This window comes from Sphingomonas sp., from assembly GCF_017304615.1.
In the GTDB taxonomy this organism is placed as follows: Bacteria; Pseudomonadota; Alphaproteobacteria; order Sphingomonadales; family Sphingomonadaceae; genus Sphingomonas.
This window is the reverse complement of sequence record NZ_JAFKLZ010000001.1, coordinates 186,581-202,823: the sequence shown is the minus strand read 5'-3', so window position 1 is coordinate 202,823 and position 16,243 is coordinate 186,581. Positions and strand designations below refer to the sequence as shown.

Genomic DNA, 16,243 nt, shown 5'->3' with positions numbered 1-16,243 from the left:
AGCGCTATCGCGGCCCGGTCATCCGGTCAGCAATTCTCGTATTTCCAGTTGATCTTCTTGCCGTCGCGGACCTGTTCGATCGTCTGGGCTATTCGCTTCGCGCGCGTCTCGTCTCGCTTGGCTCCGGCAATCCACTCGCAATATTCGCGGCGGCACCCCGGCGGAAAGGCCTCCCACTTGGCGGACGCCGCGGCATCACCCGCCAGCGCCGCGGCGAGTTCGGCGGGCACCTCAGCTTCAGGCTCCGATGCTCGCGTCGGGCGCTGCGGCTTCACGCCCGCGTCGATCATAGCCACCGCCCTGTCGAGCGCGTCGAGCAGGACGGTGTCGTCGGGCATCGTATCGCGCGATGTGATCCGGCCATATTGCCCCATCGCATCGCCTTCCCGCCCAGTCTTCAATTCCTGCCGGTTCCAGAATCCGAACGCCGCATGCGCCTTGAATGCCGCCATGTTGGCGAGCAGTTCGCCCTTGTATGTGAAGAACGGCATGCTCCACTTGATATCTTCGCCCGCGTCCGGAATGCGCGCGTGAATCAGGTCGCGCAGGTGCGTCAGGATCGGCTTCGCGAAATCGCCCTTGCTCGCGATATAGGAATCGACGCGCGGATCCCTCGGCATGGCGGCTCCCCTTCCAAGGGAGAGACTAGGTCAAGCCTGTCAGGGCTGCAACGCCTGATCGTCGGCGTCGCTCAGTTCGTCGTCGTCGATTGATCCGTCGTCGAGTTCGTCCTGAACGTCGTCCTCGTCGATGTCGTCCTTATCCTGATCGGCGTCGTCATACTCCTCGCCAACCTCATCGGACTCCATTTGAATGTCGTCGTCCTCTGGGTCATCACCCAAATCGGGGTCGAGGTCGGTGATCAGCGTGCCGTCGCTCGGCCCATCGCGCGTCGCCTCCAGGATTTCGGCCCGCTGGCTTTCGTCATAGCCTTCCTCGTCAAAGCCGTCGTCGCCTGAACCCTGACCCGGCACCTGATATCCGCCCATGCTTCACCTCCAGTCTGACTACAAACGCGAACGGCGAATGGGCATAACGGTTCCCGCAAGTTACCTGGAATGCGTCAGGTCGGGCGAAACAGCCGGCCGCGCTCCACCAACGCCGCGAGCGCCAGCGCGACGATCCCCGCGCTCAGGAACCCGAGATGGAGCGGCGTGGTCGTCCCGTCGAACGACCGTCCGATCAGCCCACCAATCAACGCGCCGCCGGTGGTCACAACAAAGCCCTGCAGGCTCGACGCCGTGCCCGCAATCTCGCCCATATTCGCCATCGCCATCGCCGAACAGTTCGACGCGGCGAGACCGAAGCACATCATCGTCACTGCCTGCATCGCGACGAACAGCCACAACGTCTCGAAGCCGAAATGCTCGATCGCCAGGCTGGTTGAAGCCGCCAGGATTAATACGACCATCGCCGCATGGGCGATCCGTCGCATCCCCAGCCGCATCACGATCCGCGAGTTGAGCAGGTTGCCGCACATCATCATGCCAGCACACATGGCGAAAACCACGCCCAGCCGATCCTTCGCGTGAAACACCTGCTCCACGATCGGCTGGATGCTGGTGATATAGCCGAATAAGGCTCCCTGAAGCCCAATCACTGCCGCGGAATATCCCACCGACAGTCGATCATCGAGAGTGGCCCGCCAATTCGCGATCAGCCGCGCAGGCTCCAGGGGTATGCGATTTTCGGGCCGCAGCGTTTCGGGCATGCGAAGGATAAACCATCCCGTCACGACAGCGCCCGTGATCGCGATCAGGTTGAAAATCAATCGCCAGGAGCCGTGCTTCAATATCTCCTGCCCGATACTCGGTGCGATGACCGGAACGATCATGAACACCATGATCGACAGACTGCTGACGCGGGCCATGGCCCGGCCCGAATAACAGTCACGGATCAACGCTATCGTCACGACCCGTGTCGCCGCGATCGCCACGCCCGCGCACACACGTGAAATCAGCAACAGTTCCATGCTCTTCGCGGCAGCGCAAACCAGGTTCATCACTATATAAAGTACCAGTGATCCGACCAGCACCGGCCGCCGCCCGAACCTGTCCGCCAGCGGCCCGTGGATCAGTTGCGCCGCGCCAAAGCCGCCCGAGAACATGACGATCACCAGCGGTAGATCGTGCGGATTCGCGCCTAGGTCGGCACCAATGTTCGGCAAAGCCGGCAGCATCGTGTCGATGCCTAGCGCGCCCATCCCGATCAACGCCGCAATCAAAGCGACGAACTCGACGAATCGAATCGGCGCGGAATTTTCGTCGCGCGGACGCGTCACCGGCGACGGATCGTCGCGGACAAGAGGTTCAGCCGGCGGCATGGCTCCCCCAATGCCCTAGCGTAAGGGACAGGTCAGCCCCGAAAATCCGCAAAAACAGTGTCGCGGGCCGCGCGACCTGATTAGACGTTGTCGCCCAACTATACGTGAAGGAGAGTCGGATGAGTATCTTCGGCACCATCAAGGACGCGATCTTCGGTTCCAGCACCCCCGCTGCTGCCCCGGCAGCGGCGCCCGCCCCCGAAACCGCTGCGCCGCCACCACCTCCTCCTCCGCCGCCGGTCGCCCTCAGCGAGGACGAGATCTACGCCGTGCTCGAAAAGCACGCTCAGGAACGCGGCGAGCAATTGAACTACAAGACGTCGATCGTCGACCTGATGAAGGCGATCGGTCAGGATTCGAGCCTCGACGCGCGCAAGCAGCTCGCGGGAGAACTCGGCTACACGGGCGACACCAGCGACACCGCGACCATGAATATCTGGCTCCACCAGAAGACGATGGAGCGGTTGATGAACGGCTGAGCCGTCCTACATCGCGTGAACGGCCCGTCGCCCCGCGCGGCGGGCCGCTTTCGTTTGGGCTCGGTAAGGTTTACTGTCCCGCGCTCTCCAAGGAATCCGGAACACTGCCATGCTCGACACGCCTTCCGCCCAGGTCCCCGCGCTCAGCCTTGCTGACGAAGCGCGCGACCCGAATGCCTTCGCCGCAGCGTTCGGTGGTTCGTTCGAGCGGTTCGGCTTCGCGGTCATCACCGATCACGGCGTCCCGCAGTCGCTGATCGAGCGCGCGTGGAAGCTGACCGAGGAATTCTTCGCGCTGCCGGTCGAGGACAAGCAGGGCTATTACGACAAGGATCTCGGCGGCCAGCGCGGCTACACGCCGTTCAAGACCGAGATCGCCAAGGACGCGAAGCATGTCGATCTGAAGGAATTCTGGCATGTCGGCCGCGACTTGCCCGCCGGCCATCCCGCGGCCAAGGACATGATGCCCAACGTCTGGCCGTCGCGCCCCGCCGAGTTCAAGGAAGCGCTGACCGACCTGTGGAACGCGTTCGACCGCGCCGGCCTGCGACTGCTGTCGGCGATCGCGCGGCACCTGAAGCTTGACCCGCATTATTTCGACACCGTGGTGGATCACGGCAATTCGATCCTGCGCCTGCTCCACTATCCGCCGATTCCCGCCGATGCCGAGGGGGTCCGGGCAGGCGCGCATGAGGACATCAACCTGATCACCCTGTTGCTCGGCGCGGAAGAAGCCGGGCTCGAACTGCTCGACCGCGACGGCAAATGGCTCGCGATCAAGCCGCCGGAGGGCGCGCTGGTCGTGAACGTCGGCGACATGCTCCAGCGGCTGACCAACAACGTGCTGCCCTCGACCACGCACCGCGTCGTCAACCCGCCGCCCGAACGCCGCGGCTTCTCGCGTTATTCGATGCCGTTCTTCCTGCACCCGAACCCCGAATTCCTGATCGAAACGCTTCCCGGCACGATCACCGCGGACAATCCGAACCGCTATCCGATCCCGATCACCGCGCACGATTACCTGCACGAGCGGCTGGTCGAAATCGGGCTGGTGAAGGCTTGAGGATTCCCGGCTCGGGCATTTGATGGTATGAATAGGCGCGAGTGGAGGGTTCGATGCGTCGCATGATCATGGCAATCAGCTGTTTCGCGAGCGGCGCGCCGGCCGCATCGCTGGCGGTTGCGCAGCCCGGACTCGACATGCAGCTCGATCGTAGCGCGGCGATCCGTCCCACCGACCGCAGCATTTCGACGCAGGCCGGGCCGATGCGGCGCTGGATCGCGGTCGGCAAATGCGTGGTCGGGCGCGACCGCGTCACCAGCATCGCGCTGGTCCGCGCGCCGGTCGGCTCGGATGATGCGAGCGAGGCGGCGAGGCGGCTCGACCCGATCTTCGCGACCTGCCTGGCCGGATCGGGTGCGCCCGGTCCGTCGAGCGTAGTGCTGCGCCGCGCGGCGCTCGCGAGCGCGCTCGGGATCGCGCTGCCGCGCGTCTGAGATAGACAAACCGCGTCGCGCTCCCCTAAGCGCGGTCGCGATGGCTACTTCCTCTCCCCTTCGCGTCGCCCTTGCCGGGCTCGGCACCGTCGGCGCGGGCGTCGTCAAGCTGATCGACGCCAATCGCGACCTGATCGAGCGTCGCGCCGGCCGTGCGATCGAGATCGTCGCCGTGTCCGCGCGCGACCGCGCCAAGGATCGCGGCGTCGACATTGCGCGCTTCGCCTGGGAGGACGACACCGCGCGGTTGGCCGAACGCAGCGATGCCGATGTCGTGGTGGAGCTGGTCGGCGGGTCTGACGGTCCTGCGTTGGCGCTGGCGCGCGCGACGCTGGCCGGCGGCAAGAGCCTGGTCACCGCGAACAAGGCCCTGCTCGCGCATCACGGCCTCGAGCTCGCCGAAGCGGCCGAGGCGGCGGGTTCGGCGCTCAAGTTCGAAGCGGCGGTCGCGGGCGGCGTGCCGGTCATCAAGGGGCTGCGCGACGGCGCGGCGGCCAACCGCATCGACAGAGTCTATGGCATCCTCAACGGCACCTGCAATTTCATCCTGACCAAGATGGAGGCCGAAGGTCGCGACTTCGCCGACGTGCTCGCCGAGGCGCAGGCGTTGGGCTTTGCGGAGGCCGATCCCAGCTTCGACATCGACGGCGTCGACGCCGCGCATAAATTGTCGATCCTCGCCAGCCTGTCGTTCGGCACTAGCCCGGCGTTTGGCGACGTCGCAACCGGTGGCATTCGCCAGATCCTCGCCGCCGACATCGCCGAGGCCGCGTCGCTCGGTTTCAAGGTCCGGCTGGTCGGCGTTGCGGAAGCCGGAACGGAGGGTCTGTTCCAGCGTGTCCACCCCCATCTCGTCCCTGTCGATCACCCGCTTGCGCACGTTTCCGGCGCGACCAACGCGGTGGTGGCGGAGGGCAATTTCGTCGGCCGCCTATTGTTTCAGGGCGCGGGTGCGGGCGATGGCCCAACCGCCAGCGCGGTAGTCGCCGACTTGATCGACATAGCACGCGGCGAATTCGGCCCGCCCTACGCGATGCCCACCGCCAGCCTGACCGCTTTGTCTCCCGCCGACAGCGGCCGCCGGCGTGGCCGCGCCTATCTTCGCTTCATGGTTGCAGACAAAGTTGGCGTGCTGGCCGAAATCGCCGCCGCGATGCGCGACGCGGGCGTCTCGATAGAAAGCCTCATCCAACGCGGCGCGGAAGCCGATGGCAGCGTGCTGGTCGCCATCGTCACGCACGAGGGGCCGGAGCGCTCGGTCGCGCATGCCCTCGAAAAGCTGCGCGGCTCACCCAGCCTCGCTGGCGAGCCGCTCTGGATGCATATCCTCTAATAGGCTGCCTTCACCCACGTTCGCGGCTGTTTTCGGCAGATTTTAGCGCGCGTCACGTTGCAGTCGGTGCCGTCCTCGTTGAGCGCGCGGTATTTAGACGTCGCCTGGTTGTCGTCCGACGACGCAAGCCGATAGCGGCTCGCGCATTTTCCGGTGCATCTAGTACGGGCGGAAGGTCGAGCTGGCGGCAAGGTATAGTTGGGCAACTTGGCGCCAGCGGCGAGCATGACGGCAATAGAAAGCGCGAGCATCGGCAAACACCCCTGTTTGTCTCCACCACTCCAACGTCGTCGGCGGGAAGAGGTTGCCGAGATGCAAAAATTCAGGGTTTGATGCGCCCTGTCGGCGCGTCGCTACCATCAAGCGGGATGGCGACGCGACCGGTCTTGTCGGGCCGCTTGCGGAACGTGTTTTTCGCCACGTTAACCGCACCCTTGATCATCGGCACGACAGGCGGACCGAACCCGACGACGCACGAACGGCTGATCGGGCATGGCGTGGCCATGTTCGCCAGTGCGCCGCTTCCAGTGAGATATGGGTTTGACTTTATGGGCGCGTCCGACGGGACGGAGGCGGGGTCGGGCAAGCGAAGTGACGCTTGCGGATCGGGCGTGCCGCAAATGACGATGTCGTCTGCGGCGCCGGGCTTGCGTTCGGATACGCATTTCTGACCCGGCGCGGGCGCCAGGATCGACCAGCGTTCGGGCTGGGGCGGCGCGGCAGCGGGCGTGGCGCTCTGCAGGGCGAGGATCAGCGCGATCATGGCGCGAGCGGTCGTTCTCCCAGCCCCCGCAGGCCGCCGCGCGTGCTTACCCCGATCCCAACCTTCCCGCAGCCGACCAGGAAGGTCGACTTCTCCTGGCAATTGTTGGTGCGCGCGAGCAAGCGCTCGCGTTCGGCGGGCACCGGCTCGTTCTTCGGGTTGTCGAGATCGAGTTCGACCAACGGCAAGCGAAACTGGTCCGCCGCGCGGCGATCGCAGATCACGATGTCGTCTGGCCGGCCGGCGCGGCATTCCACCGTCGCCCGGGTCTGCTCGCGATAGCGTGCCATCGCCGCGTCAACGTCGGGAACCGCCTGAATCGCGAACCACAACAACATCACCCACTCTCCAGCGACGCTTCGGTGCCGGAATGATCCCCGATTGCGGCGCTTTTCAGGCTGCGATCGGGGGAATGCCGAGCCGCGGAATCTCGATCGCCGGACAACGATCCATCACGACCTTCAGCCCCGCCGCTTCGGCCCGCGCGGCGGCTTCATGATTGATCACGCCCAATTGCATCCACACCGCCTTCGCTCCCGAGGCGATCGCTTCATCGACCGCTTCCCCCGCCGCCTGAGCACGGCGAAAAATGTCGACGATGTCGATCGGCACGCCGATCTGGGCCAGCTCGCGGAACACGAACTCGCCATGGACATGCTCGCCGGTGATCTGCGGGTTGACCGGGATGACGCGATAGCCGTGGCGCTGGAGCATCGCCATGACGCCATAGCTCGGCCGGTCGGGCCGGTCGGACGCGCCGATCATCGCGATCGTGCGCGCTTTCGTCAGCAAGTCGCGGATTTCGGCATCATCGGTCAGCGGCATCAGCGTGGCTCCTCCAGCCAGGTCTCCACCTTTCCGGCTATCTCCCCGAAAACCGCCCCCTCCGGCGCGTTCCCGGCCGCAGGGGGCGTCCCCGCGTCCGACGCCGCGCGGATCGCCATCGCCAACGGCACGCGGCCGAGAAACGGCACGCCCAGTTCGCCCGCCGCCGCCTCCGCGCCGCCCTGCCCGAACGGGTCCGACACTTCGCCGCAATGCGGACAGGCATAGCCCGCCATATTCTCGACCAACCCGATCACCGGCACGCCGGCCTTGGCGAAAAGGTCGATCGCTCGGCGCGCGTCGATGAGCGCCAGGTCCTGCGGCGTCGAAACGATCACTGCCCCCGCCGGCTTGTATTTCTGGATCATCGTCAACTGAACGTCGCCGGTGCCCGGCGGCATGTCGACCACCAAAGTGTCCGCCTGGCCCCAGTCGCCCTCGATCAGTTGCCCCAGCGCGCTCGCCGCCATCGGCCCGCGCCACGCGATCGCCTGCCCCGGTGCGACGAGTTGACCCATCGACAGGATCGGCACGCCGTGGGGCGTCGCGACCGGGATCATCGTCTTGTCACGCGCTTCGGGTTTGGCTCCCTCGACCCCCATCAGCGTCGGTTGGGAGGGACCGTAGATGTCGGCATCGACCAGCCCTACCTTGCGCCCGCCTTTCGCCATCGCGACCGCCAGATTGGCGGCGACGGTCGATTTCCCCACCCCGCCCTTGCCGCTCGCCACCGCGATCAACCGGCGACCGACGCGCTCGCTGGTCATCGCGACGCGCACGTCCGTCACATCCGTGCCGGCCAGCGCCGCCGCGCGCACCGCTTCGGCCAGCGCATCGCGTGCCGTCACGCTCAGTCCCGTCACGTCGAGAATCACACTGATCCGCTCGCCCTCGCGCCGCGCCGTGGCTCGCCCGCTCGAAATCGCGGCCAGCCGCGCCTGGATTTCATCATCGCCCATCGCTGCGCCAGATAGAGACGCCGCGCCCGCTTGCCACTGTTTTTCCGTGGCGGGGCACCTATAAGGGTACGCATGACGACCGTACGCGCCTGGTGGCGCCACCTTCCCGTATTCATGGCCAAGCCGAAAAGCCCCTGGGGCGGGGGCGGCGATGGCCCGAGCGACAATAACGACGACAGCGGCGACGCGCCCGACGAATCCGGCGCTGGCCCCCGCAACCCCTGGGCGCAGCCGCCCGGCGGCAAGCCGCGCTCGGCCCGGGCTTCCTCGCTCGACGAATTGCTCAAGCGCGCTCGATCGGGCGGGGGCGGCGGAAACGGCGGCGGTGGCGGATTCAAGCTCCCGACCGGCGGCGCGAGCTCGCGCAACTTGTGGTTGGGCGGTGCCGGCCTTGTCCTGGTTGCCTGGATCGCGCTCACGAGTTTCCACGTGATCGGCCCGCAGGAGCGCGGCGTCGTCACCTATTTCGGGAAATATTCGGGCACGCTGTCACCCGGCTGGCAGACGACGCTACCGGCGCCCATCTCGTCGGTGCAGGTGATCGACGTCAATTCGATCCGCACCATCCAGTTTCCGGAGAATGGCGGCCCAAATCTGGTACTGACCGAGGATCAGTATCTCGTCGATCTGAGCTATACCGTGCGCTGGCGTATCGCGGACCCGCAGAAATATGCGTTCGAACTGAAGCTGCCCGACGACAGCGTCAAGGCGGCCGCGGAAAGCGCGGTCCGCGCGGTCGTCGCCAACAGCTCGCTTGATGAAGTGCTCGGCCGCGGCAAGGGCCAGATCGAAACCCAGGTGACGCAAGCGATGCAGCGCATCCTCGACGAATATCAATCGGGCATCACAATCGTCGGCGTTTCGCTCAACAATGCGTCCGCGCCGTCCGCGGCGCTCGACGCGTTCAACCAAGTGACCGTCGCGCAACAGGAATATGCCAAGAACGTCAACGCCGCACGCGCCTATGCCCAGTCGCTGGTCGCCAGCGCGGAGGGTGAGGCGCAGTCGTTCGACCGCGTCTATGCGCAGTACAAGCTCGCGCCCGAAGTGACCCGCCGCCGCATGTATTACGAGACGATGGAGCAGGTGCTGGGCCAGACCAACAAGACGATCATCGAGCCACGCGGCGTGGCGCCCTACCTCCCCATCCCGCCGGGCCGAACGCTGCCCAGTGCGCCGCAGGGAGGCCAGTGATGACCAACTGGCTCCGCAACCCGATCACGCTCGGCGTCGTCGCGCTGCTGCTCATCATCCTGCTCGCGAGCACCATCGCGATCGTTCCCGAAACCCGCCAGGCCGTGATCGTTCGCGTTGAAAAGCCGATCGCCGTGGTCAACGCCTATCGTCCCGGCGAAGCGCTGGGCAATACCGGCGCCGGCATCCTGGCACGCGTACCCTTCTTCGACCGCATCGTATGGCTCGACAAGCGCGTGCTCGACGTCGATCTCAACAACATCTCGGTGCTGTCGACCGACCAGCGCCCTCTCGAAGTGGACGCCTATGCGCGCTACCGCATCGTCGATCCGTTGCGCACGCTGCAGGCGGTCGGCCTGGCGGGCGGCGCGGAGGAACGCGTGACGCTGGCGCTGGAGCAATTGTTCGGATCGGCGCTGCGCAACGAGCTCGGCAAGCGCGAATTCGCGGCGTTGCTCAGCCCGGAGCGCGGCCAGATGATGGATAACATCCAGTCGCGGCTGCAACAGATCGCTGCACCCTATGGCGTGCAGATCATCGACGTGCGGATCAAGCATGCCGATTTGCCGTCGGGCACCGCGCTCAATTCAGCGATCGAGCGGATGAAAAACGCGCGGCTGCAACAGGCACAGGTGATCCGCTCGCAGGGGCTGAAGGAAGCCGCGATCATCCAGGCCGACGCCCAGGCGCGCGCCGCGCAAATCTACGCGGAGGCGTTCAACAAGGATCCGGTATTCTACGACTTCTATCGTGCGATGCAGTCGTACCGCCAGACTTTCACGCCGGGCACCAAGGACCAGCCGAAGGGCGACACCAACCTGATCCTGACCCCGGACAACGCGTATCTGAAGCAATTCGAAGGCGGGGGGAAATAATCGGCCCGACGGTGGCGGGTTTGACCAATCGCGTTTCTTGCGATTCGTTCATATTCAATCGCCGTTAAGCCGCGCCGCCCCAATAACCGGCCGGACCGGGGTTTCGTCGAGACGAAGAGGAATACCAAGTTGCGCTACGCTTACGCCATTACCACCGCCCTGCTGATCGGGGGCGCTGCCTCCTCGCTAGTGCTGGAGCATCCGGCCTACGCCCAAAGCGCGCAGAACGAGCCCGGCGCGATCGCGTCCGCCGCGCCCAAACCCGGCGCGCCGATGAGTTTCGCCGACATGGTCGCCAGGCTCCAGCCCGCGGTGGTCAATGTCTCGACCAAGCAGAAGGTCCAGGTCTCGACCCAGGACAATCCGCTGATGCAGATGTTCGGGGATCAGAATGGCGGCGACGGTCAGCCGGTTACGCGGGAGGGACAGAGCCTGGGGTCGGGCTTCATCATCTCGCCCGACGGCTATATCGTCACCAACGCGCATGTCGTGAACGCCGCGGCGCGCGGCGCGAAGGTCGAATCGATCACCATCACGCTCGCCAACCGCAAGGAATATGTCGCTCGGCTGGTCGGCAGCGACACCAGCTCGGACCTTGCGCTGCTGAAGGTCGACGCGACCAACCTGCCCTACGTCAAGTTCGGCGATTCGACGACGGCGCGCGTCGGCGACTGGGTGATCGCGATCGGCAATCCGTTCGGTCTGGGCGGTACCGTGACCGCCGGCATCATTTCCGCCCTCCACCGCGTCACCGGCCAGGGCGGCGCGTACGACCGCTTCATCCAGACCGACGCGGCGATCAACAAAGGCAATTCGGGCGGGCCGATGTTCGACCTGAACGGCAACGTGATCGGCATCAATTCGCAGATCTATTCGCCGTCCGAAGGATCGGTCGGCATCGGCTTCGCGATCCCCGCCGAAGCGGCCAAGCCGATCATCGACACGATGATGAAGGGCGGCAAGATCCAGCGCGGCTATCTGGGCGTCGGTCGTCAGCCGGTGGATGAGGACATCGCCGCGTCGCTCGGCCTGCCGAAGGACAAGGGCGAGCTGATCGGCCGCGTCGAACCGGGCCAGGCCGCCGACAAGGCCGGGATCAAGCAGGGCGACGTGATCATCGCCGTGAACGGCCGCGAAGTGAACCCCGACGAGACGCTGTCATACCTGATCGCCAACCTGGCGCCAGGGTCGACCGCGAAGCTGAGCGTGATCCGCGACGGCAAGCCGCTGACGATCGACGCGATCGTCGGCACGCGCCCAAGCGAGGAGGAACTCGCCAACCTCGTCCCCGGCGGCGCACCGAACGGCGATGGCGACGGCGCACCGGGAGCCCCCGAACTGCGCGCATCGACCGATCTACTCGGGGTTCAAGTGACGGCGCTCACCCCCGGCATCGCCAACAGCCTGGGCATCCAGCCGGGCAGCATCTCTGGCGTGGTCGTCACCAATATCGATCCGTCGAGCGACGCCGCGGCCAAGAGCATCCAGCGTGGCGACATCATCTCGTCGGTCAACCGCGTCGCGGTCTCGACCCCCGGACAACTCGCCGCCCAGATCAATGCGGCGAAGGCGGCGGGGCGCAATACGGTGCTGCTCTACATCACGCGCGTGCGCCAGGGCAGCCTCTACATCGCGGTCAAGCTCAAGAACTGATCCCACCGCAAAGGCCCATTGCCGGGTCTTTGAGCACCTCCTAAAACTCCCTCGGTCCGGACGGACGCGAGGGAGTTTTTTGCATGGCCGACACCACCACGATCTTCATCGGCGCGGGCGACGGCGGTGCGAACCCGCAGGCGCTGGAATTGAGGCGCGCCAACCGACACGGGCTGATCGCCGGCGCGACCGGTACCGGTAAGACCGTGACGATCCAGGGCATCATCGACGGGTTGAGCCAGGCCGGCGTCCCCTGCTTCGTGTCGGACGTGAAAGGCGACCTGTCGGGTCTCGCCATGGCAGGATCCCCGACCGCCAAGAACGCCGACATCTTCGCGCAGCGCGCCAAGGACATCGGCATGACCGACTGGTCCTATAGCGACAATCCGGTGCAGTTCTGGGATCTGTTCGGCGAACAGGGTCATCCGATCCGCACCACCGTCAGCGAAATGGGTCCGCTGCTCCTGTCGCGTCTCCTCGATCTCAACGATGTGCAGGAAGGCGTGCTGACGATCGCCTTCACCGTCGCCGACAAGGATGGGCTGCTGCTGCTCGATCTGGACGACCTGCAGGCCATGTTGGTCAATTGCGCCGAACGCGCCGACGAGCTGACCACGACGTATGGCAACGTCAGCAAGCAATCGGTCGGCACGATCCAGCGGTCGCTGCTGCAATTGCGCAGCCAGGGCGGCGACCATTTCTTCGGCGAGCCTGCGCTCGCGCTCGAGGATTTCATCGGCCTCGACGACAAGGGGCGCGGGATCGTCAATATCCTCGCCGCCGACAAATTGATGCAGAGTCCCCGGCTCTATTCGACGTTCCTGTTGTGGCTGCTGAGCGAACTGTTCGAGCACCTCCCAGAGGTCGGCGATCCCGACAAGCCAAAGCTCTGCTTCTTCTTCGACGAAGCGCATTTGCTGTTCGACGACATCCCCAAGGCGCTGGAGGACAAGATCGAGCAAGTCGTCCGCCTGATCCGGTCGAAGGGTGTCGGCATCTATTTCATCACGCAGAACCCGATCGACATCCCCGACACCGTCGCGGGCCAGCTCAACAACCGCGTCCAGCACAAGCTCAACGCCTTCACCCCGCGCGACCAGGCAGCGGTCAAGGCGGCGGCGACAACGTTCCGCGCGAATCCCGGCGTCGACGTCGCGACCGTCATCACCGAGTTGAAGGTCGGTGAAGCGCTCGTCTCGCTGCTCCAACCCGACGGCGCCCCCTCGCCCGTCCAGCGTACGCTGATCAAGCCGCCGTCGTCGCGCGTCGGCCCGGTCACGCCGCAAGAGCGCGCGACCTGGATCCAGACCGACGCGATCGGAACCAAATACGATGCCGTCGTCGATCGCGAATCCGCCGAGGAAATCCTGAAGGCCAAGGGCGAGGAAGCCGCCGCCGCCGCCGCGGAGGCCGCCGCCAAGACAGCCGCCGAGAAGCAGGCGGCCGCCGACGCCAAGGCCGCTGCCGCTCAGGCCAAGGCGGACGCGCAGGCCGCCGCCGCGCAGGCGCGGGCCGAGGCCAACAATCCGTGGAACCGCGCGGTGCGCAGCGCGACCGCATCCGCCACACGCTCCGCCGGCACCGTAATCGCACGCGAGGCCACCAAGGCGGTGTTCGGCAAGTCGGGCGGCATGGCGGGCGGGGTGATCGGCGGGCTGGTACGCGGCGTGCTGGGCGGGTTGTTCAAAGGGCGGTGACCGCCCGCATCGCCTCGATCCAGATCGGGCGGATCGCGCCGCTGGGACCGGAGCGCGTTCCCAGCGCCTTCATCAAGACCGGCATCGCAGGGCCCGTGCTCGCCGGTGCCCTCGGACTCGCCGGGGACGAGCAAGCCGATCTGTCGGTCCATGGCGGCCCGGAAAAGGCGATCTACGCTTACTCCGCTGGACGCTATGTCGACTGGGCCGCGGCCTTTCCCGATCTTGCGGAGCGCTTCGTCGCGGGCTGCATGGGCGAGAATCTCACGGTCGAGGGCATGAACGAGGACGGTTTGTGTGTCGGCGACGTCCACGCGATCGGCGGCGCTCGGCTTCAGGTCTGCCAGCCGCGCCAACCCTGTTTCAAGCTTGCGCTGGCGCTAGGCGAGCCGCGTCTCGTCAAGCATATGGTCCGCACGGGTCATTCGGGCTGGTATTATCGCGTCGTGCAGGAAGGGCCGATCGCCCCTGGCGACGTGCCGACGCTGACCGAGCGGCCCAATCCCGATTTCGGCTTTGCGCGCCTCGTCACGATCATCAACCGCGGGGGTGCGACCGTCCCCGAACTTCGGCGACTCGCCGCGATGCCCGGCCTCGCCAGCCGGATCGGTCAGAAGGCGCGAGAGGCGTTGGAAGCCGCCTGACAAATGCGTTACGGTCGGAAGACTGGGAGACCGTCATGACCGAATTCACCACCGACTGGACCGCCGCGGGCGAAGCCGAACTCGCCGAGATCGTCGCGCTGCGCCGCGCGATCCACGCCGACCCCGAAATCGGCAACCACTGCCCACGCACCACCGCCAAGCTGCGCGCCGCGCTTGAGGGCTTGCCGCTCGAAATCCACGAATCGACCTCGACCACCGGATTCGTGGCGATCCTGCGGGGGGGCGGCGACAATGGCCGCGTCGTGCTGTTGCGCGGCGACATGGATGCGCTGCCGATGCCGGAGGAAACCGGCCTCGACTTCGCCAGCCAGGTGCCGGGCGCGATGCACGCGTGCGGCCACGATTCGCACTGCTCGATGCTGGTCGGCGCCGCCCGCGCGCTCAGTGCCCGCAAGGACAAGCTCCCCGGCACCGTGGTCTTCATGTTCCAGCCGGGCGAAGAGGGCCATCATGGCGCGCGCTTCATGATTGAGGACGGGTTGCTCGACATCGAACGGCCCGACAGCGCCTTTGCGCTGCACATCGACCCGAACAGCCGCGCCGGGGCGATCCGCACCCGTAAAGGCCCGTTGCTCGCCTCGACCGATGCGCTCAACATCACCGTCAAGGGCGCGGGCGGACATGCCGCGATGCCGCACGATTGCCTCGATCCGATCCCGGTCGCGGCCGAGATCGTCACTGCGCTGTCGGTATTCGTCGCGCGCCAGATCCCGGCGACCGACCCTGCCGTCCTGTCGATCACCAAGATCGAGGCCGGTTCCGCCTACAACATCGTGCCGGGCGAGGTGAAAATGCTCGGCACTCTCCGCACGCTCAGCTCCGCAACTCGCGAAAAGGCGCGCAGCGGTCTGACTCGCATCGTCGAGAATGTCGCCGCGGCGCACGGGCTGACGGCGGAGGTGCGGATCGACGACGGCTACCCCGTGACGATGTGCGATCCGCGCGCGGTCGACTTGGTCGAGAAGGTCTCCGACAGCCTGGAAGAAGGCCAGTGGCTCCCGATGCCCGCGCCGATCATGGGCGGCGAGGATTTCAGTTACGTGCTGCGTGAAGTTCCCGGCGCGATGGCGTTCATCGGCGTCGCGCCGGAGGGCAGCGACCCGTCGACCAATCCGCCGCTCCACAACACGAAGATGACCATCGAGGAATCGGTGATGGCCAAGGGCATCGCGATGCACTGCGCGTATGCCGAGCGATTTCTGGAAAACGGGTTCGATTGAGCTCGGCTACGTCCTCCACTCCGTCGTCACCCCGCACTTGTTGCGGGGTCCAACCCTCCCCAAGCCGCATACCTCGCGGCACTTTGGATGCCGGAACAAGACCGGCATGACGGAATGGCTGGAGGCGGATCCCGCGCTGATCACCCGCTGGGCCGAAGCTTGGGCGATCTCGCGTGACGCGGCGGCGCCAGTCGCGCAGGACCGTGGCCTCTACATCCATGTCGGCCAGCCCGAACAGGTCGGGCGCTACATATTCGCGAGCCTCGACGCGGAGCCGATCCGCGATCTTGCCGCGCGGATCGACCAGCCCCTCCTCTACCTCAAAGTTTGCGCGCCCGCAGACTCCGTCCGCCCCCTGCTCCCGCCCGGCTGGGAGATCGCGACGCCCGGCTACATGATGACCGCTCCGGTCGCGGCGATGCTGGCGAGTCCGCCAGTGCTGCCGGACGAATTCACCGCCTACCTAGCCCGCGACGGCGCCGTTACATTCGCCACCATCACAGACCCCAGCGGCGAAGAAGCCGCGCGCGGCCGCATCATCGCGATGGGCGATCTCGTCGTGTTCGACCGCATCCGCACCGCCGACAAACATCAGCGCCGCGGCCTCGGCAGCGCGATCATGCGCACGCTCGCCGCGGAGGCCGACATGCTCGGCATCCACGACGCGATGCTCTGCGCCACACCACCGGGCCGCGCGCTGTACGAACGCCTCGGCTGGTCGCTGCACAGCGATTACACCACGGCCTCGCTCGCTCCGTAA

At 66.1% G+C, this 16,243-nt stretch carries 19 protein-coding genes; 11 read left to right on the top strand and 8 right to left on the bottom strand.

Features of this window, described 5'->3' with window-relative positions:
* Window positions 1-26: 26 nt before the first annotated feature.
* The 3 genes from J0J06_RS01055 to J0J06_RS01045 form a co-directional block, all read right to left on the bottom strand.
* Window positions 27-620: a YdeI family protein gene (locus tag J0J06_RS01055; RefSeq protein ID WP_294039508.1), complete on the bottom strand. Its 594-nt coding sequence runs from the start codon at window positions 618-620 to the stop codon at window positions 27-29.
* A gap of 39 nt (window positions 621-659) precedes the next feature.
* Window positions 660-989: a DNA primase gene (locus tag J0J06_RS01050; RefSeq protein ID WP_294039507.1), complete on the bottom strand. Its 330-nt coding sequence runs from the start codon at window positions 987-989 to the stop codon at window positions 660-662.
* 74 nt (window positions 990-1,063) lie between these two features.
* On the bottom strand, window positions 1,064-2,281 hold the full coding sequence (locus J0J06_RS01045; RefSeq protein ID WP_294039506.1) for a multidrug effflux MFS transporter: 1,218 nt from the start codon (window positions 2,279-2,281) through the stop codon (window positions 1,064-1,066).
* 161 nt (window positions 2,282-2,442) lie between these two features.
* Between J0J06_RS01045 and J0J06_RS01040 the strand changes: the two genes are divergently transcribed.
* The 4 genes from J0J06_RS01040 to J0J06_RS01025 all read left to right on the top strand — a co-directional run bounded on the left by J0J06_RS01040 (window position 2,443) and on the right by J0J06_RS01025 (window position 5,632).
* Window positions 2,443-2,802 carry a DUF3597 domain-containing protein gene (locus J0J06_RS01040; protein ID WP_294039505.1) on the top strand — a complete coding sequence of 120 codons (360 nt, stop codon included), beginning with the start codon at window positions 2,443-2,445 and terminating at the stop codon, window positions 2,800-2,802.
* Window positions 2,803-2,911: 109 nt separating this feature from the next.
* Entirely contained in the window at window positions 2,912-3,865 is a 954-nt protein-coding gene (locus tag J0J06_RS01035; protein ID WP_294039504.1) for a 2-oxoglutarate and iron-dependent oxygenase domain-containing protein, read from the top strand.
* 53 nt (window positions 3,866-3,918) lie between these two features.
* Window positions 3,919-4,299: a hypothetical protein gene (locus J0J06_RS01030; protein ID WP_294039503.1), complete on the top strand. Its 381-nt coding sequence runs from the start codon at window positions 3,919-3,921 to the stop codon at window positions 4,297-4,299.
* A gap of 40 nt (window positions 4,300-4,339) precedes the next feature.
* On the top strand, window positions 4,340-5,632 hold the full coding sequence (locus tag J0J06_RS01025; RefSeq protein WP_294039502.1) for a homoserine dehydrogenase: 1,293 nt from the start codon (window positions 4,340-4,342) through the stop codon (window positions 5,630-5,632).
* On the opposite strand, the gene J0J06_RS01020 is transcribed toward J0J06_RS01025, so the two are convergent.
* The 5 genes from J0J06_RS01020 to J0J06_RS01000 form a co-directional block, all read right to left on the bottom strand.
* Entirely contained in the window at window positions 5,629-5,889 is a 261-nt protein-coding gene (locus tag J0J06_RS01020) for a hypothetical protein (protein ID WP_294039501.1), read from the bottom strand. The two genes, J0J06_RS01025 and J0J06_RS01020, sit on opposite strands and share 4 nt — an antisense overlap.
* Before the next feature lie 65 nt (window positions 5,890-5,954).
* A complete protein-coding gene (locus J0J06_RS01015; protein WP_294039500.1) occupies window positions 5,955-6,395 on the bottom strand; it encodes a hypothetical protein in 441 nt (146 codons plus the stop codon).
* Window positions 6,392-6,733, bottom strand: coding sequence for a hypothetical protein (locus J0J06_RS01010; RefSeq protein WP_294039499.1), 342 nt, complete (start codon window positions 6,731-6,733; stop codon window positions 6,392-6,394). The genes J0J06_RS01015 and J0J06_RS01010 overlap by 4 nt, the downstream gene beginning before the upstream one ends.
* A gap of 55 nt (window positions 6,734-6,788) precedes the next feature.
* Window positions 6,789-7,220 carry a CoA-binding protein gene (locus J0J06_RS01005; protein WP_294039498.1) on the bottom strand — a complete coding sequence of 144 codons (432 nt, stop codon included), beginning with the start codon at window positions 7,218-7,220 and terminating at the stop codon, window positions 6,789-6,791.
* Window positions 7,220-8,179, bottom strand: a complete 960-nt coding sequence (locus tag J0J06_RS01000) for an Mrp/NBP35 family ATP-binding protein (protein ID WP_294039497.1) — start codon at window positions 8,177-8,179, stop codon at window positions 7,220-7,222. The genes J0J06_RS01005 and J0J06_RS01000 overlap by 1 nt, the downstream gene beginning before the upstream one ends.
* Window positions 8,180-8,251: 72 nt before the next feature.
* Between J0J06_RS01000 and J0J06_RS00995 the strand changes: the two genes are divergently transcribed.
* The 7 genes from J0J06_RS00995 to J0J06_RS00965 all read left to right on the top strand — a co-directional run bounded on the left by J0J06_RS00995 (window position 8,252) and on the right by J0J06_RS00965 (window position 16,243).
* Window positions 8,252-9,373 (top strand): protease modulator HflK, encoded by a 1,122-nt coding sequence (locus tag J0J06_RS00995; RefSeq protein ID WP_294039496.1) that lies wholly within the window; start codon window positions 8,252-8,254, stop codon window positions 9,371-9,373.
* Complete coding sequence (locus J0J06_RS00990) at window positions 9,373-10,248, top strand: protease modulator HflC (protein ID WP_294039495.1); 876 nt, start codon at window positions 9,373-9,375, stop codon at window positions 10,246-10,248. Before J0J06_RS00995 ends, J0J06_RS00990 begins: the two co-directional genes overlap by 1 nt.
* 129 nt (window positions 10,249-10,377) lie before the next feature.
* The gene (locus J0J06_RS00985) at window positions 10,378-11,901 is read left to right on the top strand and encodes a Do family serine endopeptidase (RefSeq protein ID WP_294039494.1); all 1,524 of its coding nucleotides are present in this window, start codon (window positions 10,378-10,380) and stop codon (window positions 11,899-11,901) included.
* A gap of 83 nt (window positions 11,902-11,984) precedes the next feature.
* Entirely contained in the window at window positions 11,985-13,598 is a 1,614-nt protein-coding gene (locus J0J06_RS00980; RefSeq protein ID WP_294039493.1) for a helicase HerA-like domain-containing protein, read from the top strand.
* Complete coding sequence (locus tag J0J06_RS00975) at window positions 13,595-14,242, top strand: MOSC domain-containing protein (RefSeq protein ID WP_294039492.1); 648 nt, start codon at window positions 13,595-13,597, stop codon at window positions 14,240-14,242. Before J0J06_RS00980 ends, J0J06_RS00975 begins: the two co-directional genes overlap by 4 nt.
* Before the next feature lie 35 nt (window positions 14,243-14,277).
* Complete coding sequence (locus J0J06_RS00970) at window positions 14,278-15,483, top strand: M20 family metallopeptidase (RefSeq protein WP_294039491.1); 1,206 nt, start codon at window positions 14,278-14,280, stop codon at window positions 15,481-15,483.
* 106 nt (window positions 15,484-15,589) lie between these two features.
* Window positions 15,590-16,243 carry a GNAT family N-acetyltransferase gene (locus tag J0J06_RS00965; protein WP_294039490.1) on the top strand — a complete coding sequence of 218 codons (654 nt, stop codon included), beginning with the start codon at window positions 15,590-15,592 and terminating at the stop codon, window positions 16,241-16,243.